The 24,903-nt window shown below is 64.0% G+C and carries 26 protein-coding genes and 1 riboswitch; of the genes, 13 read left to right on the forward strand and 13 right to left on the reverse strand.

Translation table 11 applies throughout. The features are described from left to right. Positions 1-107: 107 nt before the first annotated feature. From ACO1XS_RS00700 to ACO1XS_RS00715, 4 genes are all read right to left on the reverse strand, one after another. Positions 108-740 (reverse strand): LysE family translocator, encoded by a 633-nt coding sequence (locus ACO1XS_RS00700; protein ID WP_331567855.1) that lies wholly within the window; start codon positions 738-740, stop codon positions 108-110. A 155-nt stretch (positions 741-895) separates the two neighbouring features. Beyond that, positions 896-1,555 carry a glutathione S-transferase family protein gene (locus ACO1XS_RS00705; protein WP_331567854.1) on the reverse strand — a complete coding sequence of 220 codons (660 nt, stop codon included), beginning with the start codon at positions 1,553-1,555 and terminating at the stop codon, positions 896-898. Positions 1,556-1,708: 153 nt separating this feature from the next. Beyond that, a complete protein-coding gene (locus ACO1XS_RS00710; RefSeq protein WP_173255746.1) occupies positions 1,709-1,936 on the reverse strand; it encodes a hypothetical protein in 228 nt (75 codons plus the stop codon). 106 nt (positions 1,937-2,042) lie between these two features. Next, positions 2,043-2,393 carry a hypothetical protein gene (locus ACO1XS_RS00715; RefSeq protein ID WP_481582482.1) on the reverse strand — a complete coding sequence of 117 codons (351 nt, stop codon included), beginning with the start codon at positions 2,391-2,393 and terminating at the stop codon, positions 2,043-2,045. 305 nt (positions 2,394-2,698) lie between these two features. Between ACO1XS_RS00715 and ACO1XS_RS00720 the strand changes: the two genes are divergently transcribed. Beyond that, positions 2,699-3,460 (forward strand): phytanoyl-CoA dioxygenase family protein, encoded by a 762-nt coding sequence (locus ACO1XS_RS00720; RefSeq protein WP_331567852.1) that lies wholly within the window; start codon positions 2,699-2,701, stop codon positions 3,458-3,460. A 19-nt stretch (positions 3,461-3,479) separates the two neighbouring features. On the opposite strand, the gene ACO1XS_RS00725 is transcribed toward ACO1XS_RS00720, so the two are convergent. Further along, complete coding sequence (locus tag ACO1XS_RS00725; RefSeq protein WP_331567851.1) at positions 3,480-3,692, reverse strand: DUF3185 family protein; 213 nt, start codon at positions 3,690-3,692, stop codon at positions 3,480-3,482. Positions 3,693-3,852: 160 nt separating this feature from the next. Between ACO1XS_RS00725 and mgrA the strand changes: the two genes are divergently transcribed. Further along, the gene (gene mgrA, locus ACO1XS_RS00730; protein WP_486389804.1) at positions 3,853-4,899 is read left to right on the forward strand and encodes an L-glyceraldehyde 3-phosphate reductase; all 1,047 of its coding nucleotides are present in this window, start codon (positions 3,853-3,855) and stop codon (positions 4,897-4,899) included. 30 nt (positions 4,900-4,929) lie between these two features. Here mgrA and ACO1XS_RS00735 read toward each other — a convergent pair whose 3' ends face one another. The 3 genes from ACO1XS_RS00735 to ACO1XS_RS00745 form a co-directional block, all read right to left on the reverse strand. Beyond that, entirely contained in the window at positions 4,930-5,112 is a 183-nt protein-coding gene (locus ACO1XS_RS00735) for a hypothetical protein (protein ID WP_331567849.1), read from the reverse strand. 192 nt (positions 5,113-5,304) lie between these two features. Then, positions 5,305-5,544, reverse strand: a complete 240-nt coding sequence (locus tag ACO1XS_RS00740; RefSeq protein ID WP_331567848.1) for a hypothetical protein — start codon at positions 5,542-5,544, stop codon at positions 5,305-5,307. Positions 5,545-5,735: 191 nt separating this feature from the next. Next, a complete protein-coding gene (locus ACO1XS_RS00745) occupies positions 5,736-5,897 on the reverse strand; it encodes a hypothetical protein (RefSeq protein WP_481582478.1) in 162 nt (53 codons plus the stop codon). Here ACO1XS_RS00745 and ACO1XS_RS00750 point away from each other — a divergent pair. Both ACO1XS_RS00750 and ACO1XS_RS00755 read left to right on the forward strand, forming a co-directional pair. Continuing rightward, positions 5,896-6,111, forward strand: coding sequence for a hypothetical protein (locus tag ACO1XS_RS00750; protein ID WP_173255814.1), 216 nt, complete (start codon positions 5,896-5,898; stop codon positions 6,109-6,111). The two genes, ACO1XS_RS00745 and ACO1XS_RS00750, sit on opposite strands and share 2 nt — an antisense overlap. Positions 6,112-6,239: 128 nt before the next feature. Next, the gene (locus ACO1XS_RS00755) at positions 6,240-7,274 is read left to right on the forward strand and encodes a serine/threonine protein kinase (RefSeq protein ID WP_414720179.1); all 1,035 of its coding nucleotides are present in this window, start codon (positions 6,240-6,242) and stop codon (positions 7,272-7,274) included. A 34-nt stretch (positions 7,275-7,308) separates the two neighbouring features. Here ACO1XS_RS00755 and ACO1XS_RS00760 read toward each other — a convergent pair whose 3' ends face one another. The 3 genes from ACO1XS_RS00760 to ACO1XS_RS00770 form a co-directional block, all read right to left on the reverse strand. Then, positions 7,309-8,727 carry a coniferyl aldehyde dehydrogenase gene (locus ACO1XS_RS00760; RefSeq protein ID WP_486389805.1) on the reverse strand — a complete coding sequence of 473 codons (1,419 nt, stop codon included), beginning with the start codon at positions 8,725-8,727 and terminating at the stop codon, positions 7,309-7,311. A gap of 46 nt (positions 8,728-8,773) precedes the next feature. Beyond that, entirely contained in the window at positions 8,774-10,465 is a 1,692-nt protein-coding gene (locus ACO1XS_RS00765; protein ID WP_486389806.1) for an isovaleryl-CoA dehydrogenase, read from the reverse strand. Between the two features lie 266 nt (positions 10,466-10,731). After that, complete coding sequence (locus tag ACO1XS_RS00770; RefSeq protein ID WP_331567845.1) at positions 10,732-11,676, reverse strand: LysR family transcriptional regulator; 945 nt, start codon at positions 11,674-11,676, stop codon at positions 10,732-10,734. A gap of 145 nt (positions 11,677-11,821) precedes the next feature. On the opposite strand from ACO1XS_RS00770, the gene ACO1XS_RS00775 reads away from it, so the two are divergent. Both ACO1XS_RS00775 and ACO1XS_RS00780 read left to right on the forward strand, forming a co-directional pair. Next, positions 11,822-12,232, forward strand: coding sequence for a CidA/LrgA family protein (locus tag ACO1XS_RS00775; RefSeq protein ID WP_331567844.1), 411 nt, complete (start codon positions 11,822-11,824; stop codon positions 12,230-12,232). 30 nt (positions 12,233-12,262) lie between these two features. After that, the gene (locus ACO1XS_RS00780) at positions 12,263-13,000 is read left to right on the forward strand and encodes an LrgB family protein (RefSeq protein WP_331567866.1); all 738 of its coding nucleotides are present in this window, start codon (positions 12,263-12,265) and stop codon (positions 12,998-13,000) included. 43 nt (positions 13,001-13,043) lie between these two features. Here the strand turns inward: ACO1XS_RS00780 and ACO1XS_RS00785 are convergent, their stop codons facing one another. Then, positions 13,044-13,868 carry a hypothetical protein gene (locus tag ACO1XS_RS00785; RefSeq protein WP_331567843.1) on the reverse strand — a complete coding sequence of 275 codons (825 nt, stop codon included), beginning with the start codon at positions 13,866-13,868 and terminating at the stop codon, positions 13,044-13,046. 157 nt (positions 13,869-14,025) lie between these two features. Then, a riboswitch (S-adenosyl-L-homocysteine riboswitch) is annotated at positions 14,026-14,129 on the forward strand. 31 nt (positions 14,130-14,160) lie between these two features. On the opposite strand from ACO1XS_RS00785, the gene ahcY reads away from it, so the two are divergent. From ahcY to metF, 3 genes are all read left to right on the forward strand, one after another. Further along, positions 14,161-15,582: an adenosylhomocysteinase gene (gene ahcY / locus ACO1XS_RS00790; protein ID WP_331567842.1), complete on the forward strand. Its 1,422-nt coding sequence runs from the start codon at positions 14,161-14,163 to the stop codon at positions 15,580-15,582. Between the two features lie 158 nt (positions 15,583-15,740). Further along, positions 15,741-16,094 (forward strand): phage holin family protein, encoded by a 354-nt coding sequence (locus ACO1XS_RS00795; protein ID WP_173255805.1) that lies wholly within the window; start codon positions 15,741-15,743, stop codon positions 16,092-16,094. 21 nt (positions 16,095-16,115) lie between these two features. Continuing rightward, positions 16,116-16,943 carry a methylenetetrahydrofolate reductase [NAD(P)H] gene (metF, locus tag ACO1XS_RS00800; RefSeq protein WP_440558930.1) on the forward strand — a complete coding sequence of 276 codons (828 nt, stop codon included), beginning with the start codon at positions 16,116-16,118 and terminating at the stop codon, positions 16,941-16,943. 90 nt (positions 16,944-17,033) lie between these two features. Here metF and ACO1XS_RS00805 read toward each other — a convergent pair whose 3' ends face one another. Beyond that, positions 17,034-19,067: a hypothetical protein gene (locus ACO1XS_RS00805; protein WP_486389835.1), complete on the reverse strand. Its 2,034-nt coding sequence runs from the start codon at positions 19,065-19,067 to the stop codon at positions 17,034-17,036. A 308-nt stretch (positions 19,068-19,375) separates the two neighbouring features. On the opposite strand from ACO1XS_RS00805, the gene ACO1XS_RS00810 reads away from it, so the two are divergent. The 4 genes from ACO1XS_RS00810 (at position 19,376) to ACO1XS_RS00825 (ending at position 24,900) form a co-directional block, all read left to right on the forward strand. Next, the gene (locus ACO1XS_RS00810) at positions 19,376-21,016 is read left to right on the forward strand and encodes an ABC transporter substrate-binding protein (protein ID WP_486389807.1); all 1,641 of its coding nucleotides are present in this window, start codon (positions 19,376-19,378) and stop codon (positions 21,014-21,016) included. Between the two features lie 172 nt (positions 21,017-21,188). Then, positions 21,189-22,823 (forward strand): ABC transporter substrate-binding protein, encoded by a 1,635-nt coding sequence (locus ACO1XS_RS00815; RefSeq protein ID WP_331572083.1) that lies wholly within the window; start codon positions 21,189-21,191, stop codon positions 22,821-22,823. A gap of 136 nt (positions 22,824-22,959) precedes the next feature. Beyond that, a complete protein-coding gene (locus ACO1XS_RS00820; protein ID WP_481582467.1) occupies positions 22,960-23,970 on the forward strand; it encodes an ABC transporter permease subunit in 1,011 nt (336 codons plus the stop codon). A gap of 12 nt (positions 23,971-23,982) precedes the next feature. Next, positions 23,983-24,900 (forward strand): ABC transporter permease subunit, encoded by a 918-nt coding sequence (locus ACO1XS_RS00825; RefSeq protein ID WP_331572073.1) that lies wholly within the window; start codon positions 23,983-23,985, stop codon positions 24,898-24,900. The last annotated feature ends 3 nt before the right edge of the window (positions 24,901-24,903 follow it).

Raw genomic sequence — 24,903 nt, forward strand, 5'->3', positions numbered from 1 at the left:
TGCGGTCATGCGCGGTGTGAAGAAAACCCCGACTTCAGGTCGGGGTTTTTATTGGCACGTCGGTGACGTACACGCCCCGTCAGCGAAGCGGGCCGCCCGCCTGCGCTTTACGCCGCATGTCGGCGGTAAAGCGCCAGCGAGCCGGCAAGACCGATCAGCATCCCACCGCAGGCGCGTTCGAGCCAACGGGCGCCAGAGCGCTTGAGCAGGCGGATGGCGCGCGCACCGAGCAACGCATAGCCGAACATGATCGCGAGATCGAGGGCCGCGAAAGTGATTGCGAGCGCAACATACTGTGGCGCGAGCGGTGCAGAGGGCGTGATGAACTGCGGCAAGAAAGCGGAAAAGAACAGATAGCCCTTCGGATTCGTCACGGCTGTCAGAAAGCTCTTGAGGAAGATCGCACGATTGCGCTGACGTCCACCCGACGCTTGCTCGTCATCGAGCTCGAACGCACCCCTCGACATCAGCAGGCGCGCGCCGACGTAGGCGAGATACGCCGCGCCGACCCATTTGACGACCGAAAACCAGAATGTCGAGGCCGCGAGCAATGCGCCGAGGCCGATCGCCACCGCCGAAATGAGGACGAAGTCTGACGCGACGGCGCCAGCGAAGCCGTAGGCCGCACGGCGAAGCCCGTACCGCGAGCCGTTCGTGAGTGCGAGCAACACCGTGGGGCCGGGCGTGGCGATGCCGACAAAGGCGACAGCGGCGAAAACGGCCAGTGTGGTCTCATGCATGGAGCAGACGCCTCGCGAGGTGGGAGCGAGTCAGTATAGGGTGCGCGGCGCCAGGTGCGGCACGAACATACGGCAGTCGCGGGAGCCGCCACGGCGCCGACTACGAAAAAGGGCGAGCGCTTGAAGACGGCAGCATCGGCCGTCTTCGCCGACGATCAATCCCGGTCGGGCGCGCCGAGCGGAAACAACGATCGATAGGGCCGCGCCTCATCGACGGCGCGCGCAAACGAGGGGCGCGCGAGCAACCGCTTGCGGTATGCGATGACGTGCGAAAACGACGGATCGATCCGGTGCGACCAATCCGCGTAAAAGAGAAACGGTGCGGCCGCGCAATCGGCAAGGCTGAACATGTCGCCAGCGGCCCACTGTCGCTCGGCCATGACTTTATCGAGCCACGCATAGGCCGTCTCGAGCATCTCCCTGGCTTCTTTGACCCCATACGTATCGTGCGTGCCGTCGGGGCGCCTCGCATCGGCGACGATCTGCTGCTGCGGCCTGGAAATGTAATTGTCGAAGAAGCGATCCATGCTGCGTACCTCCAGTGCGGCCTGCGGATCGGTGGGCAGGAGTTGGACGGGCCCGGGGTGATTCAGCGCGAGATATTCGATGATGATCGTCGACTCTTTCAGGACGCGCGTGCCGTCCATCAGTAGCGGAAAGCGCTTGATTGGCCAAAGCGCCGCGAACTGAGCGAGCACCTCGGGGTTTTCCCGCGAGAGCTGGCGCCATTCGAACGGCGTGTGGTTCTCGTAGAGTGCGACCAGGACTTTTTGCGAGTAGGAAGAAAACGGGTGCGCGTACAGAATCAATGACATTCGGAGCCTCGTTCGTCGAATGAGCAGCGGGGATTTCCCCGGAACGGCTCGTTGCCGTTCAGCTTGACGACGAACGAGCCCGTTCGAAATCGACACCTGAGGCGCCTGATTGCCGCGGCGACGTTCGCGAGATCGTCACTCCCGCGAACGACGCTAATCCCAGCAATTGCGAAAAGCGACGGCGACGATGACAGGCACCGTAAGAACGAGCGGGATGGCGAAGTAAGGCACTTCCCGGTCGACGATCCAGCTATAGACAAGCCAGGCGATGCCGAGGCCGAGCGTCGCGAAGCCGACGAGGAACGTCAGCGCCGTGAGCATCCGCTTCGACGGGCGCTTGTGCGGATGAGGATCGGGGCTGCCCCGAGATGGCGTGTTCATGCCGACATTAAACCGCTATCGGGGCCGGCATGCCAGCCCTGTCGCCGGAACGGGATCAGGCGACGGATGGGTGCATCCGGTTCGATACCGCTCGGTGACAGCCGATTCAACGCGCGGCGAACGCGAACCATCCGGCGCTCGGCGCGAGCCTGCGCGGCCGCCGACTCGTCGCTTGGTGTACGAAGCGCGCTTGCGCTGCTTGCACACGGCGCACGGCCGGCTTCACGAGCAGCGCGCGCAGCGAAAAGCGCCGCGCGGCACGACGCGTGCGCAGCACGGCGACCAGGGCCCGCAGCCAGGACCGCAGCAAGCCGGTGGGCGCCTGATGATCGAAAGAGCGGACGCTGCGGCGTGCGCGCACGGCGTGGTGGCGCAGCGCGCGAACGACGCCGCGCCGCGCGGGGCGTGCGGCTTTGAGCGCGGCATGCTTGAGGCGGATGGCGATTCGTCTGTGCATGGGAACCGAAACGGAAACGGTGTCGCGATCGACGGGAGGCGCTGCGCTTGATGCAGCAACCATGCCATCGCGAAACGGAGAGGCAAAACCGGCAGGAAGAGCCGCACCTGCGCGCGTGCGCGGCGGGCGTTGTAGGACTATCGACATGGGTGGCAGCCTACACGCGAATCGTGACATGCGTAAGTCGGGGTCGACCCGAGCGCATTCATGCACAATGGCGGTGCGCCGGCACGCGTGCCGTGCACGCTCCGGCGCTTTAAAATAAATCGTTTCCGACCAACCGCCATCGGCGAACGGACCGTTTCATGTCAGAGCATTCGAAAAAAGAACAGGTGCAGGCGCTGCGCGAACGCGGTTTCGTGGTCGTGCCGGGCTTGGTCTCGCCCGAGCGGTGCGCCGCCATCAAGGCCCGCGCGCAGCAACAATTGCGGGAAGCCGCGCAGCCAGTCGAATACGAGGCCGACTTGCGCTATCCCGGCGCGCCCGAGTCCAAACACGCGCCGGGCGGCCATACGGTCCGGCGGCTGCTCGATGCGTATGGGCGCGATGCGCTGATGCGCGAATGGGCGAGTTCGCCCGAGATCCGGGGCTGGATGGAGCTTTACTTCGGCGAGACGCCGCACCTGTCGCGCGCCCATCACAACTGCATGATGACGAAGCATCCGGCGTACGGCAGTCTGACCGGATGGCATCGCGACGCGCGCTACTGGTCGTTCGAGCGCGACGATCTCGTTTCGACGTGGCTTGCGCTCGGTCCCGAATTCGTCGAGAACGGCGCGCTCTGGCTCGTGCCCGGCTCGCATGCCATGACTTTCACGTCGGACCGTTTCGACGCGGCGAAATTCTTCCGTGCCGACTTACCCGAAAACAAGTCGATCATCGACACGGCCGTTTGCCCCGAACTGCAGACCGGCGATGTCGTCTTCTTTCACTGCAACACGCTGCATTCGGCCGGTCGCAACCAGACCGACGAGGTCAAGTTCTCGCTCGTTTTCACTTACCATGGCGCGAGCAACGTGCCGTTGCCAGGCACGCGTTCGGCTTCGAAACCGGAGATCGTACTGTAGTGCCGGCGGGGCGTGCGAATCAGCCTTTGCGGCCCGGGCCCGTCGATATGAGCCCGATGAGACCCGCGAGCGTCGCCACGATGCCGCCGGCAATGAGCCATATCGTCTTGTTCGTCGGGGCGCCCGTGAACATGCGCGACATGTCGTTGGCGAAAGAATGGAACGATTGCCCGCCGAAATAGAGCAATATGACGCCGCCCGCAAGTAACGCAATCGAGATCGCTTTGATCATGGAGAAGTTTCCGTCATTGGCACGCTAACGGCGCAGTGTATGAAAGTTGCACCGTCGATGTCCACCCGGCGTGCATCCGGCTGCCGATTTTTCGCTGCGCAATCGCGAGGCATCGGCAGCACAGCATCGTCATTTGTCGACCCGCATGAAAGGAATTCCTATGGGCTATGAAGCTGCTTCGCAACGCTATTCGGATATGCAGTACCGCACTTGTGGCAAGTCAGGCTTGAAGCTGCCGGCCTTGTCACTTGGCCTATGGCACAACTTCGGCGATACGACGCCGCTATCGACGCAGCGCGAAATCCTGCGCACCGCGTTCGACCTCGGCATCACGCATTTCGATCTGGCCAATAACTACGGCCCGCCCTACGGCACCGCCGAGACCAACTTCGGGCGGCTTTTCAGGGACGACTTCCGCCCTTATCGTGACGAATTGCTGATTTCGACCAAGGCCGGCTGGGACATGTGGCCGGGACCGTATGGCCAGGGAGGGGGCTCGCGCAAATATGTGCTGGCCAGCCTCGATCAGAGCCTCGCACGAATGGGTCTCGACTATGTCGATATCTTCTATTCGCATCGCTTCGACGCCGATACGCCGCTCGAGGAGACGGCCGGCGCGCTGGCGAGCGCAGTGCAGCAAGGCAAGGCGCTCTATGTCGGCATTTCGTCGTATTCGGCCGCAAAGACGCGCGAGATGGCACGGTTGCTCGGTGAGTACAAGGTGCCGCTGCTGATTCACCAGCCCGCTTACAACATGCTCAACCGCTGGGTCGAGCACGAACTGCTCGATGCGCTGGAGGAGACTGGAACCGGTTGCATCGCCTTCACGCCGCTGGCGCAGGGAGTGCTGACTTCCAAATATCTAAATGGCATCCCGGCCGACGCGCGCATCAACAAGCCGGGTGGCGGTTCGCTGCAGCAAAGCCATTTGAGCCCGCAGAACATCGAGCACGTGCGCAAGCTCAACGCGATCGCCGAGCGGCGCGGCCAGAGTCTGGCGCAAATGGCGCTGGCCTGGGCGCTGCGCGATGGGCGCGTGACTTCCGTGCTGATCGGCGCGAGCCGGGCCGAGCAGGTGCGCGAGAACGTCGGGGCGCTCGCGCAACTCGCGTTTTCGGCCGAAGAACTCGCCGAAATCGATCGCTATGCGACAGAGGGTGGGATCAACCTCTGGGAAAAGCCCTCGACGGATCAGCCGATCCGCTAAGGCGGCACCCGCCCGCGCTGCCGCACGCCGCTACACCAGCGCGGGCAACCCTTCCACGAGCGCGACCGCGAACACGACGCCGAGCAGTGCGCCGAACACGCGTAGCACGTTGTGGAGGAACCTCGAGGAGGTCGGCAGCGCGCCGAGAAACAGCGCGCCCGCGAGCGCCATCGGGATCATGAGAATGAAGTCGCTGACCGTGAACGTCGCCATGCCCGTCTCCTTGTCCGCAGCCCGCAGCAGATTCGCTGCCGGTGCAAGCTGTAATCGTCGCGCCGGCGAAAACCCGGCGCGTTATTGATCGAGTATAGGAGATGGCGCCGCCCTTGGCGGTTATATCCTGGGCTGCGTCATATGCGCGAAGGGCTGGGCCTTGGGGCCTGCGAACAGGCCTTCCGTGGCGTCTCAACCGTCGACGCCAGGGGCGGTGGGGCGGGCCTTCGCGGCGGCCGGGTCGCCGGGCGGGGGTGTATCGCCGCGTTGCGGGCGCTGCAAATCGGGCTGCGGCTGGACCGGTGCTGCATCGGACACCTTGGCGGTGGTCGATGTCGGCTTGACGTAATCGGGCCCGTGCGCGCACCCGCCGAGGGCCAGTATCGCAGCGCCGGACACGGCGGCAATCGCGTAGGGCAGCAACGTGTTCATCGATGATCTCCTTGTCCCGAGCGCTCGAGCGGGGGCACGCTCGCGCTCCGTGGAAAACGCGCGTCTCGGATCACGCGCAAAGCCGCCCCCGGCCTACAGCACCAATCGTACCCCGGGGCACGGGCCGCCGGCAGGCCGAATGCGACAGTACTTTGTAAGGATGATCGGGGGAAGTGACGGCAGATAGCCCGTTACATTCTGCTTTGCACTGCGGCCGGTTCCGGCAACAATGCCTGCATGTGCCAAGGTGTCATCGAATGTGCGTTTTGCCCCGCCATACGGTTGTCTGCCGGCTCGGGCGCGTTGTCTTCGCGCATCTTCATCATCCACCACTGACACGGGGGAAACATCATGCAAGTCGGTTCGATCGTCAGGTCCGTGCATATCGCCGTGCCCACGGGCGCGCGCGGCATCGTCATGCGCATACTCGGCGATATGGCGATGGTCGTCTGGTACGCCGGTGAACCCGGCGCATCGCTGCAACTGAGCACCGAGCCTTTTTTCCTCGAAGATCTCATCGATACGGGCGAACTCGTCGCCCGTCCGGCTGGCGCGCTCGTCCACTGACGGCGGCCGCCGCCTGACAGCCGCCGTCTGACAGCCAACGCCGGCCCCAACAGGCGGGCCGTGGGGGCGATGCCGCTTCGCCCCACTGCGTGGATGCCGTACGCGTGCCGTTGCGGCACAATGCCGGCATGAACGATCATTTTCCCGATGGACCTGGCATGGACGATCAGTCGTCCACGCACCCCTTTACGCGACTCACGCCCGAGTGCGTGCTCGATGCGCTCGATACGGTGCTCGCGCCGACCGGTGTGCGCACCGATGGGCGGCTGCTGCCGCTGAACAGCTACGAAAACCGCGTCTATCAGGTCGGCGTCGAAGACGGCCCGCCGGTCATCGCCAAGTTTTATCGGCCCGAGCGCTGGTCCGACGAGGCGATTCTCGAAGAGCACGCCTTCGTCGCCGAGCTCGTCGAGCACGAGATTCCCGCCGTGCCGGCCCGTATCGTCGAATCGCGTACCTTGCATACATTCGACGGTTTTCGCTTTGCCGTCTTCGAGCGGCGAGGCGGGCGCGCGCCCGATCTCGACCGGCGCGACACGCTCGAATGGATGGGGCGCTTCATCGGGCGCATTCATGCGGTGGGCCGGCGCGTGCCCTACGCCGTGCGTCCGACGCTCGACATCGCGTCGTTCGGCCGCGAGCCGCGCGATTACCTGCTGGCTCACGACTTCATTCCGGCCGAGCTGCGCGACGCCTATGCCGCCGCGGCTGCGATGGCGCTCGATGCGGTCGAGCGCGCGTTCGAGGCGGCCGGCGAGGTGGCGCACCTTCGGCTGCACGGGGACTGCCATGCGAGCAATGTTCTATGGACCGATTCCGGCCCACACTTCGTCGATTTCGACGATTCCCGCATGGGGCCGGCGGTGCAGGACCTCTGGCTGCTGTTGCCGGGCGGACGAGCGGATGCGTCAGCCGCGTTGACCGATCTGCTTGCCGGGTACGAGGACTTCTGCGACTTCGAGCCGCGCGAGCTCCATCTGGTGGAAGCGCTGCGCACGCTGCGGCTCATCCATTACGCGGCGTGGCTCGCGCGTCGGTGGGACGACCCGGCGTTTCCGGCCGCGTTTCCGTGGTTCAACACGCAGCGTTATTGGGAAGCGCGCGTGCTCGAACTGCGCGAGCAAATCGGCGCGATGCAGGAAGGGCCGCTCTGGCCGGTCTGAGCATCTATTGGAATTGGAATCGGAATCGCCACGGTCAGAGTTTCAGCATCGTGGCGATGATGGCCCGAAAGCGCAGCCCGTACGGGGGCAGCAGCAGCGATCGCGCGTTTACGCGCGCCTGCACGAACACCGGCTTGAGCGTCGAGAAAGTCACGAATCCTTCATAACCGTGATACGCGCCCATTCCGCTCGCGCCCACGCCGCCGAAAGGCAGTCCCTCGCATGCGATATGCAGCAGTGTCTCGTTGACCGAAACGCCGCCTGAGACGGTATGGCGCAGTACGCGCTCGACGTTCGAACGATCGTCGTCGAACAGATAGAGCGCAAGCGGGCGCTCGCGGCCGTTGACGTAACGAATCGCCTCGTCGAGCGTGTCGTAAGGTACGAGCGGCAGCAGCGGGCCGAAGATTTCTTCGCGCATGGCGGCGGTGTGCTCGGGCGCGTTCGTGATGACGCACGGTACAAAAACGCGGCGGGCCGCATCGTTGGGCGCGTCGGACAGCGGATGGAGCTGCGCGCCTGCCCGAACGGCCTCGTCCGCCATGCGCATGAGCCGCGCGTAATGCCGTTCGGCCACGATCGACGTGTAATCGCGATTGCCGCGGAGATCGGGGTACAGCTTGGCCACGCGGGCGCGGGCGCGCTCGATGAAGGCGGTCACGCGCTCGCGCGGCAACAGCACGTAGTCGGGCGCGATGCAGGTCTGGCCGGCGTTCAGCGTCTTGCCCGCGACGATACTGTCCACCGCGGCGTCGAAGCGGGCGTGCGGGCCGATGATTGCAGGCGATTTGCCGCCCAGCTCGAGCGTGACCGGCGTGAGATTGCCCGCCGCGGCGCGCATGACCTCGCGGCCCACCGCCGTGGAGCCCGTGAACAGCAGATGATCGAATGCAAGTCCGCAAAACGCCGCCCCGACCGCCGCATCGCCGGTCACGACGCTCACATGGTCGCGCGCGAACGTCTGTGCGATCAAACGCGCGAACAGCGCGGACGTGCGTGGCGCAAGTTCCGGCATCTTCACCATCGCGCGGTTGCCGGCCGCCAGCGCGCAGACGAGCGGGCCGACGGACAGCAGCAGCGGGTAGTTCCACGGCGCGACGATGCCGACGACGCCGAGCGGCTGCGGCATCACTTTCGCGCGCGCGGGCCTGAGCCAGATGCCGGTCGCGCGGCGGCGCGCGCGCATCCACCGCTTGCCGTGCCGAAGCGCCGCATCGATTTCGTTTGTGATGAGCCAGACCTCGGAGAGCAGGACTTCTGCCTTCGCGCGTTGGCCGAAATCCGCGTCGACGGCCGCGGCCAGTGCGTCGCGGTGATCGAGCAGCATCGCGCGCAACGCTTTCAGATGCGCGGCGCGCTGCGCCCAGTCGGGGTACGGCGTGCGCAGGAAGGCCGCACGCTGAGCGTGCAGCAAGTCGCCGAGCGCTGCATCCTCGGGTAAATCGTTGTTCATGGCGCCGTTGCTCCCTGTGTCGATCCAACGCGCGTTCGGCGCTCGCTCAATGCTCGAATGCGCGCGCGATGACGGCCGAGTGGTCGAACGACGCCGGCAACGTTCCATAGACGCGGCCACACCGGCCCGCACCCTGCCCGAGCCGCGTTGCAATGAAGGCATCGGCACTCGCGGCGGGCGCTGCCTCGAGCATCGACACAGCTTGCGCGCACAGGACGATGTGCTGCGCGAGCCGGCGCGCCAGCACTTCGCGCGCGTCCGGGGGGCCGCCGAGCAAGGCCTCGAGTTCGGCGAGGGCGGTGCCGAGCACGGCGTGTCCGTCAGCATTCCGTCGCCATTGCGCCAGTAGCGCTTGCATACCGGGCGGATCGCGTTCGATCGCGCGCAGCACGTCCAGGCACATCACGTTGCCCGACCCTTCCCAGATCGAATTGACGGGTGCCTCGCGGTAAAAGCGCGCCATCGGGCTCTCTTCGACATAGCCGTTGCCGCCGAGCACTTCCATTGCCTCGCCGGTGAACTCGAGCGCGCGCTTGCATACCCAGAACTTGGCCGCGGGTGTGACGATGCGCCGCCAGGCACGCTCGGCATCGCTGTCGGCCCCGAGTTCGCCCGCATCGGCGGCGAGGTGTGCGTCGAACGCGCGGGCAAGCCTCATGAAGAGCAGGGTCGCCGCCTCCGATTCGAGCGCGAGATCGGCCAGCACGTTGCGCATCAGCGGCTGTTCGGCGAGCCGCTTGCCGAATGCCATCCGGTGACGGGCGTGGTGGATGGCCTGCACGAGCGCCGCGCGCATCAGTGCGGCACTGCCGATCACGCAGTCGAGCCGGGTGTAGTTCGCCATCTCGATGATCGTCGGTACACCCCTGCCCGGCTCGCCGATCATGATGCCGAACGCATCCAGGAATTCGACTTCGCTGCTCGCGTTCGAGCGGTTGCCGAGCTTGTCCTTGAGCCGCTGTATCTGGATTGCGTTGCGCGTGCCGTCGGGGGCGAAGCGCGGCATGTAGAAGCACGAGAGTCCTTCGTCGTCGTCGGCGCGCGCTAAAACGAGATGCGCGTCGGATTGCGGCACCGAGAAAAACCACTTATGCCCCACGAGGCGGTAGGCGTTGCCGCGCCCTCCCCGATCCAGTGCGAACGCCCTCGTGCGATTGGAGCGAACGTCCGAGCCGCCTTGCTTCTCCGTCATGCCCATGCCAACCAGCATCGAGCGCTTCTCCTCGAGCGGCGCGTCGCGCGGATCGTGCTCGCGCGAATAAAGCTTGTCGGCCAGCGCCGCGAAGAGCGCCGGCTCGCGGCGCAATACCGGAATACTCGCGAACGTCATCGTCAACGGGCACAGCGAACCCGATTCGAGCTGGGCGTGCAGGAAGTAGCCAGCGCATCGCGCGACCATGGCGCCGGGGCGCGGCTCGGAAAACGGCAGCGCGTGCAGACCCTCTTCGCGCAGCAATTCGAGCAGCCGGTGCCAGCTGGGATGGAATTCGAGTGTGTCGATGCGCTCGCCGCGCGGGCTGTATGTAAAGAGCTCGGGGGCGTGGCGATTGGCGAGATCGGCCAGCGCCAGAATCTCGCGCCTGCCGATGCGTGCACCATCGCGCACGAGCGCCTCGGCGTGCCAGTGCGCGCCTTCGCGATCGACGGCCGCGGCGAGTACCGGGTCGCTCGCAAAGAGGTTATAGCCTTCGAGCGGCGGCGTTTGATTCGTGACTTCGTGGGTGCTCTGCGGTTTCATCCGAGTTTGCTCCGAGAAACCTGGGACTTTCGTCCGAGGAGGACACTACAGCCGCCAGCTGCCCGCTGCCCGTTCCGGCGATCGCTGGCTTGGCGGCTGCGACGCTTCCTGCCGCGCCGGTGGCGTCGTCGGTGCATCGCACCTGCATCATAGGTTCTGAATGGGCCGAACGATTAGAGGGAGGGCTCGCGACAACGATCGAACGCCTCATGTCGGTTGTCAATCGAGCCCACCGCCGATGACGACGAGCTCACGCCCCGCACGGCTCACCAGACATCCGGACTGCCGGCCGCCTTGCCGGTGCGCGCATAGACGAAATCGTCGCCCGGCTGGCCTGGCAGCGTTTGCCGCGCCACCTCCAGCCAGGCACGGGCGGCATGCGAGAGATAGCCGTTGCGCCGCCAGCCGATTGCCATCTCCCAGGGAATTTCGGGCTCGCCCAGCGGGCGGCAGGTGAAGTGTGTCGGATCGAGACGGTCGCAGTACGGGGCGGGCAGCAACGCGATGCCGAGCCCCGCATGCACGAGCGCCGCCATGAAGTCCCAATGGCTGCTGCGCGCGACGATCGTCGGAGCGAAGCCCGATTGCCGGCACGCACGCGTAACGACATCGTTCAGCGCGAGGCTCTCGCCGTAAAAGACGAACGGTTCTTCGGCAAGGTCGGCGAGCCCGACCCGTTCCACGTTGTCCCAGCGTGTGCCGGTGCGCGCCACGAGCCACAGCAGCTGCCGCGACATCGGGAGCACGTCGAAAAGCTCGGCGTCGACGGGCAGCAGCAAGCCGCCAAGCTCCAGCTCGCCCGCCGCGAGCGCGGCTTCGATGCCGCGCGAGCCTTGTTCGAAGAGCTTCAGCTCGATTTTGGGATAGCGACGCTTGAATTCGGCGATGGCCGGCGTAAAGAGCGAGCCGCCCATCGGCGGAATGCCGACGGTGAGTTCGCCGCGCCCCAGCGTGCCGATATCGTCGAGCTCGGCTTGTAGCCGCGTGTGCGCGGCCAATACGTCCTGGCCGCGCTGGAACACGATGCGGCCTTCGTCGGTGAGCACCATTTGCCGGCCTTCGCGCAACAGGAGCGGCGCACCGACCTCCTCTTCGAGAGCCTTCACCATCTTGCTGATGGTCGGCTGTGTGACGAAAAGACGCTCGGCTGCGAGCGTGAAGCTCTGCTGCCGCACGACTTCGACGAAATAACGCAGCGCGCGCAATTCCATGGCCTGCCCTCCAGCGCCGTGCGGTGCGAGGCCGCCCCGCGTCGATGTTGTTCCAAATTGGAATGGATCGGATGATTTTAAGTCATTTTATTTATGGACGCGAGCTGACTACACTTGGTTCATGAAGTCAATAGGGAGTTCTGCCATGACCGTCAAGCGCATCGGGAATCTCGCGCAAATCGTCGCGCAAAGCGCGCTGCTGGCCGCACTCTGGTTCCTCGCCGACCAAGCCGCACGGCGCTTGAGCCTGCCGGTGCCGGGCAGCGTGGTCGGCTTGGCGACGTTGCTGGCACTGCTGCTCACCGGTGGCATCGCGCCGAAGTGGGTGAAGGCGGGGGCGGACTGGCTGCTGTCGAACATGCTGCTTTTCTTTATTCCGGCGGCCGTCGCGGTCGTCCAGTACGGCGGGCTTTTCAAGTCCGACGGCTGGCGGCTCGCGCTCGTCGTCGTGGCCGGCACGTTGACCGTCATGGTTGCAGTGGCCTTCACCGTCGATCAGGCCGCGCGTTTCGAACGCCGACTTGCCCTGCGGCATGCGCGCGTCGCGCGCGGCTGATGGCTCGCCTCACCTGAACGGAACATGACCATGCTTGCCTCGATGTTGTCGTCGCCGGTGTCCGCTTTCGGTCCGCAAGCCATCGCGGCCGTCTGCTTCGCGCTGACGATCGCGCTCTATGCCGCGGGCAAGCGGCTCTATGCGCGATTTTCGCGCCCGTGGCTGACGCCGCTCGTCGTGGTGCCCGCGTTGCTCGCGACGCTCGTGGTCATCGCCCACATCCCCTATGCCGTGTACTTTGCCGATACGCGCTGGCTCATGTGGCTGCTCGGGCCGGCGACAGTCGCATTCGCCGTGCCGATCTACGAATACCGCGAACTGATGAAGCGCCATTGGCTCTCGCTCGCGGCGGGCGTGTCCGTCGGCATCGTCGTAGCCGTGAGCGGCTCGTTCGCGTTGGCCAAGCTCCTGCACCTGGCCCCGGACGTCGCGCGCAGTCTGCTTACGCGTTCGGTATCGACACCGTTCGCGCTCGCCGTGTCCGATGAAATCCATGCGCCCCGGCAACTGACGGCGCTGTTCGTCATCGCCACGGGCGTGTGCGGCATGCTGCTCGGCGAGTTCGTCCTGGCGCTCATGCCGCTGCGCACGCGGCTCGCCCGTGGTGCGCTCTTCGGCGCGGCGGCCCATGCGGTCGGCACCGCAAAGGCGCGCGAACTCGGCAGCGAGGAAGGCGTGATCGCAAGCCTCACGATGATGATCGCGGGTGTCGTCATGGTGCTGATTGCACCTGTGATCGGCTCGCTGCTCGGCAGCGCGTTCGGGTAACGCGTGCCGCGGTTGGGGCCGGCGCCGCGCCGGCGCAGCGCCCTCAGTGACCGAATGCCGGGGAAAAGCCCGCCCATACTTCGTCGTTGGGCAGCAGGCGCCGCTGGGTTTTGATCTGACGGCTGATCGGCAGATCGTGCAAAGGCGCTTTCGGCGGCAGGCAGGCCTCGTTGCGCTTGCGCTCGACCTGCGGATCGTGTCGCGCGTTGATCCGCGGCACTTCACACGTGAGATCCGCCACAGGGATGCGCCCTCCGTTACGCACGCCGAGCGTAAGAGGGTCCCGCGATGCGTCGCAGTTCAAGTCGGTCAATTCGTGCTGTCCCTGGAAGTAGATCCACCAGCGCCCTTGCTCGTATTTGAGGAATGCGAAACCACGTCGTTCGGTGCGGACCTGTCCCATTCCAAACCGATCCCCGCAGACGTGCCCATAGTCACCGAAGGTCATCGCCGCGGCGAGGCCGAGCCGCTGCGGCGTGCTGTCGTGGCGCCGGTAATACTCCGGCTGCAAACGGGCGCTTCCGCCTTGTACGTGATAGACGCGATACGCGTCGTTGCCGATCTGGTCCACCAGCAGCGAGCAACCGCTGAAGTCGGGTGTGAAGACGAAGCACTTTTCCTCAGGCGTCTTGGGGATGTCGCAATAGCCACCTTGCGGCACCCAGTAGCCGGGGAGTATTTCATCGGAACGGCTGCCCGCTCCCCAATAGCCGAGATGGACGGTCGGTCCTTTGACGGTCGACGGTATCCGCAAATCGAAACCAGCCCCGTGGGCGCCGCCTGCCTGAATCGCCTTCGCGGAGATCGCCATCTGGCTGATGAACCCTCGCGTAGCCTTGCGAAATTGGCTGTTCAATCCGAATGACACGGGTATCCCTTTTTTGACGAAAACATCCGGGCACTATCCGGAACGGCTGCAAGAGCGGCAACGAGAAAACTCTCGTTTATCCGACTGCGGGATCGCAAGCCTGGGCAGCATGCGATGCCGGGACCGTTGCGCGCGTGTTTTTGCTACAATTCCCCCCGTTTCCGAGGAGCGTTGCGACGGCTTTGCCCGCCAGGCTCGGAAACTTCAATCGGACCCCGCATGAAAACGCGCGGCGGTTCCATCGAACGGCGCTCACGTCTATTTCTAGAACTCATTTAGAAAGGAGGGCGTGATGAACGCCGCAGTTATCGAATCGAATCACTCGCAGGATTTCGTTGTCGCCGATCTCTCGCTTGCGGACTGGGGCCGCAAGGAGCTCAACATCGCCGAGACCGAAATGCCCGGGCTCATGCAAATCCGCGAAGAGTACAAAGCCGCGCAGCCGCTCAAGGGCGCGCGCATCGCGGGCTCGCTGCATATGACGATTCAGACGGCCGTGCTGATCGAGACGCTCGAGGCGCTCGGCGCCGACGTGCGCTGGGCTTCGTGCAACATCTTTTCGACGCAGGACCACGCCGCCGCGGCCATCGCCAAGGGCGGCACGCCGGTCTTCGCGTTCAAGGGCGAATCGCTCGACGAGTACTGGGAATTCTCGCACCGCATCTTCGAATGGCCGAACGGCGAATTCGCCAACATGATTCTCGATGACGGCGGCGATGCCACGCTGCTGCTCATCCTGGGTTCGAAGGCGGAGAAGGATCGCAGCGCGATCGCCAAGCCGACGAACGAAGAGGAAACGGCGCTCTTCAAATCGATCGAACGCCATCTCGCCATCGATCCGACGTGGTATTCGAAGCGCCTCTCGCAGATCCGCGGCGTGACGGAGGAAACCACGACGGGCGTGCACCGCCTCTATCAGATGGAAAAGGACGGCCGCCTGCCGTTTCCGGCCATCAACGTCAACGATTCGGTGACGAAGTCGAAGTTCGACAACCTCTATGGCTGCCGCGAATCGCTCGTCGACGGCATCAAGCGCGCGACCGACGTCATGATCGCCGGCAAGGTCGCGGTCGTGGCGGGCTACGGCGATGTCGGCAAGGGCTGCGCGCAGTCGCTGCGCGGGCTCGGCGCAACGGTCTGGGTCACGGAAATCGATCCGATCTGCGCGCTGCAGGCCGCGATGGAAGGCTATCGTGTCGTGACGATGGAGTACGCGGCCGACAAGGCCGACATCTTCGTCACGGCCACGGGCAACTATCACGTCATCACGCACGCGCATATGAAGGCGATGCGCCACAACGCCATCGTCTGCAATATCGGTCACTTCGATTCGGAGATCGACGTTGCTTCCACGCGCCAGTACACGTGGGAAAACATCAAGCCGCAAGTCGATCACATCGTGTTCCCCGACGGCAAGCGCATCATTTTGCTGGCCGAAGGCCGCCTCGTGAATCTCGGCTGCGCAACGGGCCACCCCTCGTTCGTCATGTCCAACTCGTTCGCCAACCAGACGCTCGCGCAAATCGAGCTGTTCACGCGCGGCGCCGAGTATGCGAACAAGGTCTACGTGCTGCCGAAGCATCTCGACGAGAAGGTCGCGCGTTTGCATCTTGCGCGAATCGGCGTGCAGCTGACCGAGCTCACGAACGATCAGGCGAGCTACATCGGCGTCGACAAGAACGGTCCGTTCAAGCCGAATCACTACCGTTATTGAACGGTCGGCTCCGCGCCGGCGCGTATGGCATGCTTGCGCGGAACGCGCCGGTCGACGGCCGCCCCTAGCCAGCCCTGGCCGGCGGCGGGCCTCGCCTTGCGTCCGGCGGCGACCTCGAACCGATACCGAACCGAAACGAAACCGAAAGGAGTCCTGAGATGACCGTGCTGCTGACCTGGCTGATCAATGCGCTCGCGCTCTTGATCATCACCTACCTGGTGCCGTCGATCCATATTCGCAGCTTCGGTACAGCGCTCATCGTCGCGCTCGTGCTCGGGCTCATCAATGCCGTGCTTCGTCCCGTGCTGATTCTGCTCACGCTGCCCGTGACGATCGTTACGCTCGGGGTTTTCATTCTCGTCGTCAACGCGCTTTGCTTCTGGCTCGCGGCGTCGCTACTGAAAGGCTTCGAAGTGTCGGGATTCTGGTCGGCGTTTTTCGGCTCGATTCTGTACAGCATCGTGTCGTGGTTGCTGTCGGCCCTCATATTCGGCAATCGCAGCTTAGGCTGATTGCCGTTCTTCTGTCGCACCATGGCCACCATCGAAATCTCTTTCGAATTTTTTCCGCCAAAGACACCCGACGGCGTCGAGAAGCTACGCGCCACCGCCGCGCAACTCGCGCGGCTCGCGCCGAAGTTCGTCTCGGTCACGTTCGGGGCCGGCGGTTCGACCCAGCAAGGGACGCTCGATACCGTCCTCGAACTGGCGCGCGACGGGCTCGAAGCCGCGCCTCATTTGTCGTGCATCGGCTCGTCGAAGCAGAGCCTGCGCGACATTCTCGAGCGCTATCGCAGTCACGGCATCCGTCATATCGTCGCATTGCGCGGCGATTTGCCTTCGGGCATGGGTGAGGTCGGCGAGCTGCGCTATGCGTCCGAGCTCGTCGCCTTCATTCGCGCCGAATACGGCGATTGGTTTCGCATCGAAGTCGCGGGCTATCCCGAATATCATCCGCAGTCGCGCTCGCCGCAAAAAGACCTCGAGAACTTTGCACGCAAGGTCAAAGCGGGGGCCAACTCGGCGATCACGCAGTACTTCTACAACGCGGACGCCTATTTCCGCTTCGTCGAAGATGTGCGTAAGCTCGGCGTCGATGTGCCGATCGTGCCCGGCATCATGCCGATCACGAACTACACGCAACTGATGCGCTTTTCCGATATGTGCGGTGCGGAAGTGCCGCGCTGGATCGCGCGCCGGCTCGAAAGCTTTGGCGACGATCGCGAGTCGATTCGCGCGTTCGGACTCGATGTCGTCACCCAGCTTTGCGAGCGCCTCGTAAAAGAAGGTGCACCGGGGCTGCATTTCTATACGCTCAATGGAGCCGCGGCAACGAAGGCGATTTGCGAGCGGTTGGGCTGAACGCCCGCCGGCCGCCGGATCCGTCGAGCAGTCCCGGCGCCGCGCGGGTACCGATGCTGCGGGGATGTCTTCCCCCGCAGCCGGAACGGCTTACATTTCGAGCGATTGCGCGCTGGCGTTTTTCAGCGGGAATGCCGTAATGACCATCCCATTCTGACCGAGCACGATTCGCACGTTCCTGATGGCGAAAAGACGTTGGCCCTGTCGGAACGTGAAGTACTCGAACGTGCGTACGACGTTGCCGTTGCGTGAGCGCGTCTGCCTGAATTGGGCGAATGGATCGGTCAAGGCGGCCATGATTACCTGTGTCAGCACGTCGCGCCCGCTCACCGAGAGCCCCGGCAGACGAGTCTGCCAGTCATCCCGGTGCCCCGCGTCGTCCCCACCGCCTGCGCCGGGTGCCCAGATGTGCTCGATTCCATATTTGAACCGGACATTGCCGCGCAGCGTGGGATCGTTGATGTAGATCAGGCCGAGATTGTCGCCGGTCGGCGCGCGATCTCGGGCGATTGCTGTCGTGAATTGGGCGAAATGATCGCCGGCCATGCCTGGAGGCAGGCTTCTGCCCGTGTTGCGGAATTCCCGGACGAGTCGCGTGAATCCCGGCGTGCCGCGCAGATGGAAACGATCGCTATCGTCGACATGCGGTGGCAGGGCCACGGTCGGGCCGGTCTCCCCGAGCTGCTTCTTCGCTTTTTTGACGCAAAGCGTGAATTCGTCGTCCGCGCCGTTTTTCACCTCGTCCGAGCCGTCGTCTTTCTGCTTGATGACGCAGCTCGCTTTGACGACTTTTTCCTTCTTGTTCTTCTTCTTTTTGATCGTTTCGTTGACGTTTGCCGCGGCATCGGAGACGCGCACGATCGCCTTGGCCGCGTTGAGCGCCTGCTCGGCCCGGTTCACATCGGCGTTGAGCCATCGATCGAGTTCGGCGTTGCCGGTGCGCAGCGTACCCGCGCCCTGTTGATCGGGCGCGAACATGCGAGCGATGCTGGCAAGCAACTCGTCGACTTCCAGCGGGGTGAGCTCGCCAATGGCTGCAACCGCGCGCCGGTCTTCGTCCGTGCACGGCTGCTCGCCCTCTCCGGCGAGGTGGTTGGAATTGCAAAACTGGACGCCCATGGCGGCGTCGAATGCATCGGTGTAACCGAACTCTTTCGGCTCGAGCGCGGAGGCCTCGAAAACGGTTGGCTCGGGCAGACGCGGGATGTCCTGAGGATCGGTCACTTCCACGAGCGGCAGCGGCGCGGCAATGTCCTCGTTGGGATGGGGATCGAATGAGCACAGATCCGCGCGGCCGAAGTAGACGTCCAGCAACAACGGCAGCATGAGATTGCTCATGTCGAAGATGACGTTGTTCAGGCACCGCTTGTCGCGCCGGCGTCCGCCCGAATCGGCGCGCAGATCGAGCGTTCGCTGTTCGATGAAGGGCAGGCGGCTGGTCGAGGTGCGCAGCGGATGGAGCACGTCGTCCTGGTGCCGGCGTACGAGCCCCGCACGCAACGGTGCTTGCCGCCAATGCGACCAGTTGCTTTCATCCACCGAGAGCGCAATGTCATTGGCCAGCGTTCGCCCGGTGATCACGTGCATGCCTTGCACGGTGGCCTCGTTGACTGTGAGGAGCAAGTTGCCCTTGCCGTTGGACGACGATGTGTCGTCGAGACGGGGAACGACATACAGCGTCACGATGAAATGCGTCGCGCGGGAAGCGCTGACCTTCACCGTCTGCGCCCACCGGCGCGTGTCGTCTCGCCAGGTCGACCCTCTGTCGGTCCGCAGGAAGGGATTTTTGGATTTCGAAAGGGAAGGGCCGCCATAGACCACGTACAAAGCGTGATTGTAGAACTCGACGATGAACTGGGTCGATTCGTCCTGTGATGCTATGGCGATATCGCCAGCTCTCGGCACCAGCATGCGAATGGCTCGCAGGTGGCTCGCCTCGACGCCCGGCGTGTCCGGGGCGGAGGATGCCGGGCGCGAACCCTGAAATTGAGGAAACGTGTTGGCGTCGACTTGCTGGACGATGCCTACGCCATTCGAGCGCGTTTCGCTTCGCATGCGGTAGTCGCCTGAATCGGCGAGCGCGTCGAGCGAAACGACCGATGTGGTCGCTAGCAGCAATGCCAAGGGGATCGTGCGGATACGGACCGATAAACAACGAAACATCTATGCCTCTATGAGTGAACGAATCGGGAGCGCGAGACGCGACGAACGCGCGCTCGACTGCGGTGCGCAGGCTAACCGCCAGGTGAGAGAGACAGCGTTATTCGCGAAAATCTAGGACTGATTCCAGCGCAACGGGCCCAAAGACGTTGGCCGAATCAGATTTCTCCTCGATTCGCCCTGGCCGCTGATCCGCTGATCCGCTGATCCGCGGACCGCGATGCGAACGCGCCGTGCTACGCTTGTGCGGCCCGGTTACCGAGGGAGTGCCCATGTCGGTCCGTCACCCGCTTTTTGGCGTTCGTTCGACTTCGTTCATCGTTTCAGCGGCCGCAGTGGCCTGCGCCATGTTCGGCAGCATTGCCTGCGGGGCCGCCGAGCTTCCCGCCAAAACCCTCGTCTACTGCTCCGACGCGAGTCCGGCGGGCTTCGATCCGGCGCAATACACGAGCAGCGTCGAAAATTCGGCCGCGGCCTATACCGTCTATAACCGGCTCGTCGAATTCGAGCATGGCGGCACGAAGGTCGAACCGGGCCTGGCCGAGTCCTGGGAGGTTTCACCGGACGGCAGGTCCTATACGTTCCATCTGCGCCACGGCGTGAAGTTCCAGACGACTTCGTTTTTCAAGCCGACGCGCGAGTTCGACGCCGATGACGTCGTCTTCACGTTCGAGCGCATGCGCGATCCGAACCAGCCGTTTCGCAAGGCCTATCCGGTAGCGTTTCCCTATTTCACGGACCTGCGCCTCGACAGGACTATCGAGCGCATCGAGCGGATAGACGCATACACGGTGAGATTCAAACTGGCGTCTGTCAATGCACCGTTCCTTTCGCAGTTGGCGATGCCGTTTGCGTCCGTGCTCTCGGCCCAGTATGCGCAGCAACTGCTGAACGCGGGCAAGGCGTCGGAGATCAACAACGCTCCCGTCGGGACGGGGCCGTTCATTTTTCGCGGCTATACCAAAGATGCGTCGATCCGTTTCGACGGCAATCCCGATTACTGGAAGCCGGGCGCGGTGCGCTTGAGGCGGCTGATTTTCTCGATTACACCTGACGCCGGCGTGCGCGAACAGAAGCTCAAGCGCAACGAATGCCAGGTCATGACCTACCCGCGCCCGGCCGACCTCGCCTCGCTACAAGCCGATCCCGATTTGCAGGTGCCGTCGCAAGCCGGCTTCAATCTTGGCTATCTCGCCTACAACACGACGAAAAAACCGCTCGATAACGTCGACGTGCGCCGCGCGCTCGACATGGCGATCGACAAGCGGGCGATTCTGGCCGAGGTGTATCAGGGCGCGGGCGTGATCGCGAGCCATCCGATGCCGCCCACGCAGTGGTCTTACGACGAGTCGATCGCCGACGCGCCGCGCGGCATCGCAAAAGCAAAGCGGCTGCTCGCCGATGCCGGATTCAAGGACGGCTTCGAGATCACATTGTGGGCAATGCCGGTGCAGCGCGCTTACAACCCGAATGCGCGGCTCATGGCCGAGATGATCCAGGCGGACTGGGCGAAGATCGGCGTGAAGGCGAACATCGTGACCTACGAGTGGGGCGAATATGTGAAACGCGCGCACGCGGGCGAATACGACACGCTGCTGATCGGTTGGACGGGCGACTACGGCGACCCGGACAATTGGCTGGGCGTATTGCTGGGCTGCTCGGCCGTCGGCGGCAGCAACTTCGCGAGATGGTGTTACAAGCCGTTCGACGATCTGATCGTCAAGGCGCGGGAAACGACCGATACAACGGAGCGCACGAAACTCTACCGGCAGGCGCAACGCATTTTCGCCGATCAACGTCCGTTCACGCCGATCGCTCATTCGCTCGTCTATCAGCCGCTGCGCAAGGAGGTGACGGGCTTCAAGATCGATCCGTTCGGACCGACGCAGTTCTGGAACGTGGGCTTGCGTTAGCGCGAAGCCCGGAGCCGAGGCGTTGGCCCGAATTGGGCCGGGCCCCCTTCTTGCGACCCGCGCCGGCGCTGGGGCCAACCCGCCATCATATATTTTCGACCGCTTGTTCGGGTAATCAAAGGTCAGTAATATCCGGCTACGCCGGCTAGCCGGACTACGACTTGGAGGAATGATGGAACTCAACAAACTGTTGCGTGCCGCGCGGGTCACCGCTCTCGCGGCCGCAGCCGTGACGGCCTCGCTTGGCGCCGCGACGATCTCGCAGGCCGCGACGATTCCCAACAAGACCCTCGTCTACTGCTCGGAAGGCAGTCCCGCCGGTTTCGATCCCGCGCAATACACGACCAGCGTCGATTTCAGCGCCAACACGTTTACCGTGTACAACCGCCTCGTCGAATTCGCGCGCGGCGGCACGAACATCGAGCCGGGGCTGGCCGAGAAATGGGAAGTCACGCCCGACGGCAAGACGTACACGTTCCATCTGCGTCACGGCGTCAAGTTCCAGACGACCTCGTTCTTTAAGCCCACGCGCGAATTCAATGCCGACGACGTGGTCTTTACGTTCGAGCGCATGCTCGATCCGAATCAGCCGTTTCGCAAGGCGTACAACGTATCGTTCCCGTACTTCACCGACATGGGCCTCGACAAGCTCATCAAGAAGGTCGAAAAGGTCGATCCGTATACGGTTCGCTTCGAGCTGAACGAGGTCAACGCGCCGTTCATCCAGAATCTGGCGATGGAATACGCGTCGATTCTGTCGGCCGAATACGCGGACCAGTTGCTGAAAGCCGGCAAGGCCTCCGACATCAACCAGTTCCCCGTCGGCACGGGCCCGTTCATCTTCCGCAGCTATACGAAGGACGCGACGATCCGTTTCGACGGCAACCCCGATTACTGGAAACCGAACACGGTCAAGGTCTCGAAGCTGATCTTTTCGATCACGGTGGATTCGAACGTGCGCGCCCAGAAGATCAAGCGCAACGAATGCCAGGTCATGAGCTATCCGAAGCCGGCCGACATCGCCACGCTCAAGAGCGACAGCAGTGTCGAGATGCCGAGTCAAGCCGGCTTCAACCTCGGCTATCTCGCCTACAACGTGCAGCATAAGCCGCTCGACAATGTCGATGTGCGCCGCGCACTCGACATGGCGATCAACAAGAAGGCCATTGTCGACTCGGTCTATCAGGGCGCGGGTCAGGCGGCGACGCATCCGATGCCGCCGACCGAGTGGTCCTACGCCAAGGACCTGAAGGCCGCCTCGTACGATCCCGCGAAGGCGAAGGCTTTGCTCGAGAAGGCCGGCTATCCGAACGGCTTTGAAATCGCGCTGTGGGCGATGCCCGTACAGCGTCCCTACAACCCGAACGCGAAGCTGATGGCCGAAATGATCCAGTCGGACTGGGCGAAGATCGGTGTGAAGGCGAAGATCGTGACCTACGAGTGGGGCGAGTACATCAAGCGCGGCCATGCGGGCGAGCAAGACGCTTACCTCATCGGCTGGACCGGCGACAACGGCGACCCCGACAACTGGCTCGGGACGTTGCTGGGCTGCGAGGCGATCAACGGAAACAACTTCTCGAAGTGGTGCTACAAGCCGTTCGACGAGCTCGTGCAAAAGGGCCGGACGACGACGGACCGCGCGCAGCGCACGAAATACTACGAAGAGGCGCAAAAGATCTTCGCCGACCAGCTGCCGTTTTCGCCGATCGCGCACTCGACGGTCTATCAGCCGACGACGAAGAACGTCGTCGACATGAAGATCGATCCGCTCGGCTATACGCGTTTCGACGGGGTGAGCCTCAAGTAGCCGCCGGCGTCGCTCCGGTATGTTCGATGGACGTCATTTGCGGTAACCGGAAGGTGCCGCGATCGATCCGGCGACAGAGGACATGCGCCTCTCGTCGCCGGTCGCATTTTTCCCCACGCAGATCAAGGGGCGAACCATGTTCCGATTCGTTTTGCGCCGCGTGGGAATGGTGATACCGACTTTCATCGGCATCACCATTCTCGCGTTCGCGCTCATTCACCTCATTCCCGGCGATCCGATCGAAGTCATGATGGGCGAGCGCGGCGTCGATCCCGCGATGCACGCGGCGGCGCTGCACCGGCTCGGCCTCGACGAGCCGCTGCCGTTGCAGTACATCCACTACGTGTGGCGAGCCCTGCACGGCAATCTCGGCACATCGATCATCACGAACACGAGCGTGATGGGCGAGTTTCTTGCGCGTTTTCCGGCCACCGTCGAGCTGTCGATCTGCGCGATGGTGTTCGCACTCGTGCTGGGTCTGCCGGCGGGCATCTTCGCGGCGCTCAGGCGCGGCACCGTCGTCGACCACGGTGTCATGGGCACGGCGCTGGCCGGCTATTCGATGCCGATCTTCTGGTGGGGGTTGATTCTCATCATGCTGTTTTCGGTGACGCTCGGCTGGACACCGGTCTCGGGCCGCATCGCCGTGGAGTACGACATCCCGCGCGTCACGGGCTTTTTGCTCATCGATTCGCTGTTCGTGCCCGACGAAGGTTCGTTCGTCTCGGCCGTGAGCCACCTGATTCTCCCTTCGATCGTGCTCGGCACCATTCCGCTGGCCGTCGTGGCGCGCATGACGCGCTCGTCGATGCTCGAGGTGCTGCGCGAGGACTATATCCGCACGGCGCGCGCCAAGGGGCTCTCGCCGGCGCGCATCGTCATCGTGCATGCTCTGCGCAATGCGCTGATTCCCGTCGTGACGGTGATCGGGCTGCAGGTCGGCACGTTGCTGGCCGGCGCGGTGTTGACCGAGACGCTCTTCTCGTGGCCCGGCATCGGCAAGTGGCTCATCGACGCGATCGGCCGGCGCGACTATCCGGTCGTGCAAGGCGGCATCCTGCTGATCGCCACGCTCGTCATCATCGTGAACCTTGCCGTCGATCTGCTGTACGGCGTGCTCAATCCGCGCATCCGTCACACGCGCTAGCGAGGCCCCGACATGGCAGACATACAAAACGCAATTCCCGAGGCCGTGACACCGGCGAGCGGCCGCAGGCTCGCCGCCCGCGAGTTCTGGCACAACTTCTCGCGCAATCGCGGCGCGGTGGCGGCGGGCGTCATCGTGCTCGTGTTCATCGTGCTCGCCGTGGCCGCGCCGATGGTCGCGCCGCATAGTCCCATCGAGCAATATCGCGAGTTCGTCAAGATTCCGCCCGCATGGCTCGCGGGCGGCAATTGGCACTTCGTGCTCGGCACGGACGAGGCGGGCCGCGATATCCTGTCCCGCCTCATCTACGGTGCGCGCATGTCGTTCTGGATCGGCTGCGTGTCCGTCGTGCTGGCGCTCATTCCGGGCATCGTGCTCGGGCTCGTCGCCGCCTTTTTCGACAAATGGGCCGATACGCCGATCATGCGCCTCATGGACGTGCTGCTCGCATTGCCCTCGCTGCTGCTCGCGGTGGCCGTCGTCGCCATCATCGGACCGGGTCTCGTCAACACGATGTTCGCGATCGCGATCGTCGCGCTGCCCGGCTATGTCCGCTTGACCCGGGCGTCGGCGCAAGGCGAGCTGCACAAGGAGTACGTGCTCGCCTCGCGCGTGGCTGGCGCGGGGACGTTGCGGCTCATGTTTTCGCAGGTGCTGCCCAATTGCACCGCACCGCTGATCGTGCAGGCGACGCTCGGCTTTTCGTCGGCTATTCTCGATGCGGCCGCGCTCGGTTTTCTCGGCCTCGGCGTTCAACCGCCGACGCCCGAGTGGGGCGCGATGCTCGCCTCCGCACGCGATTACATCGACAACGCCTGGTGGATCGTCACGATGCCGGGTCTCGCGATACTGATCTCGGTGCTGGCGATCAATCTGCTCGGAGACGGGTTGCGCGATGCGCTCGATCCCAAATTGAAACGGATGGGATGAATG

Source organism: Trinickia sp., assembly GCF_057351765.1.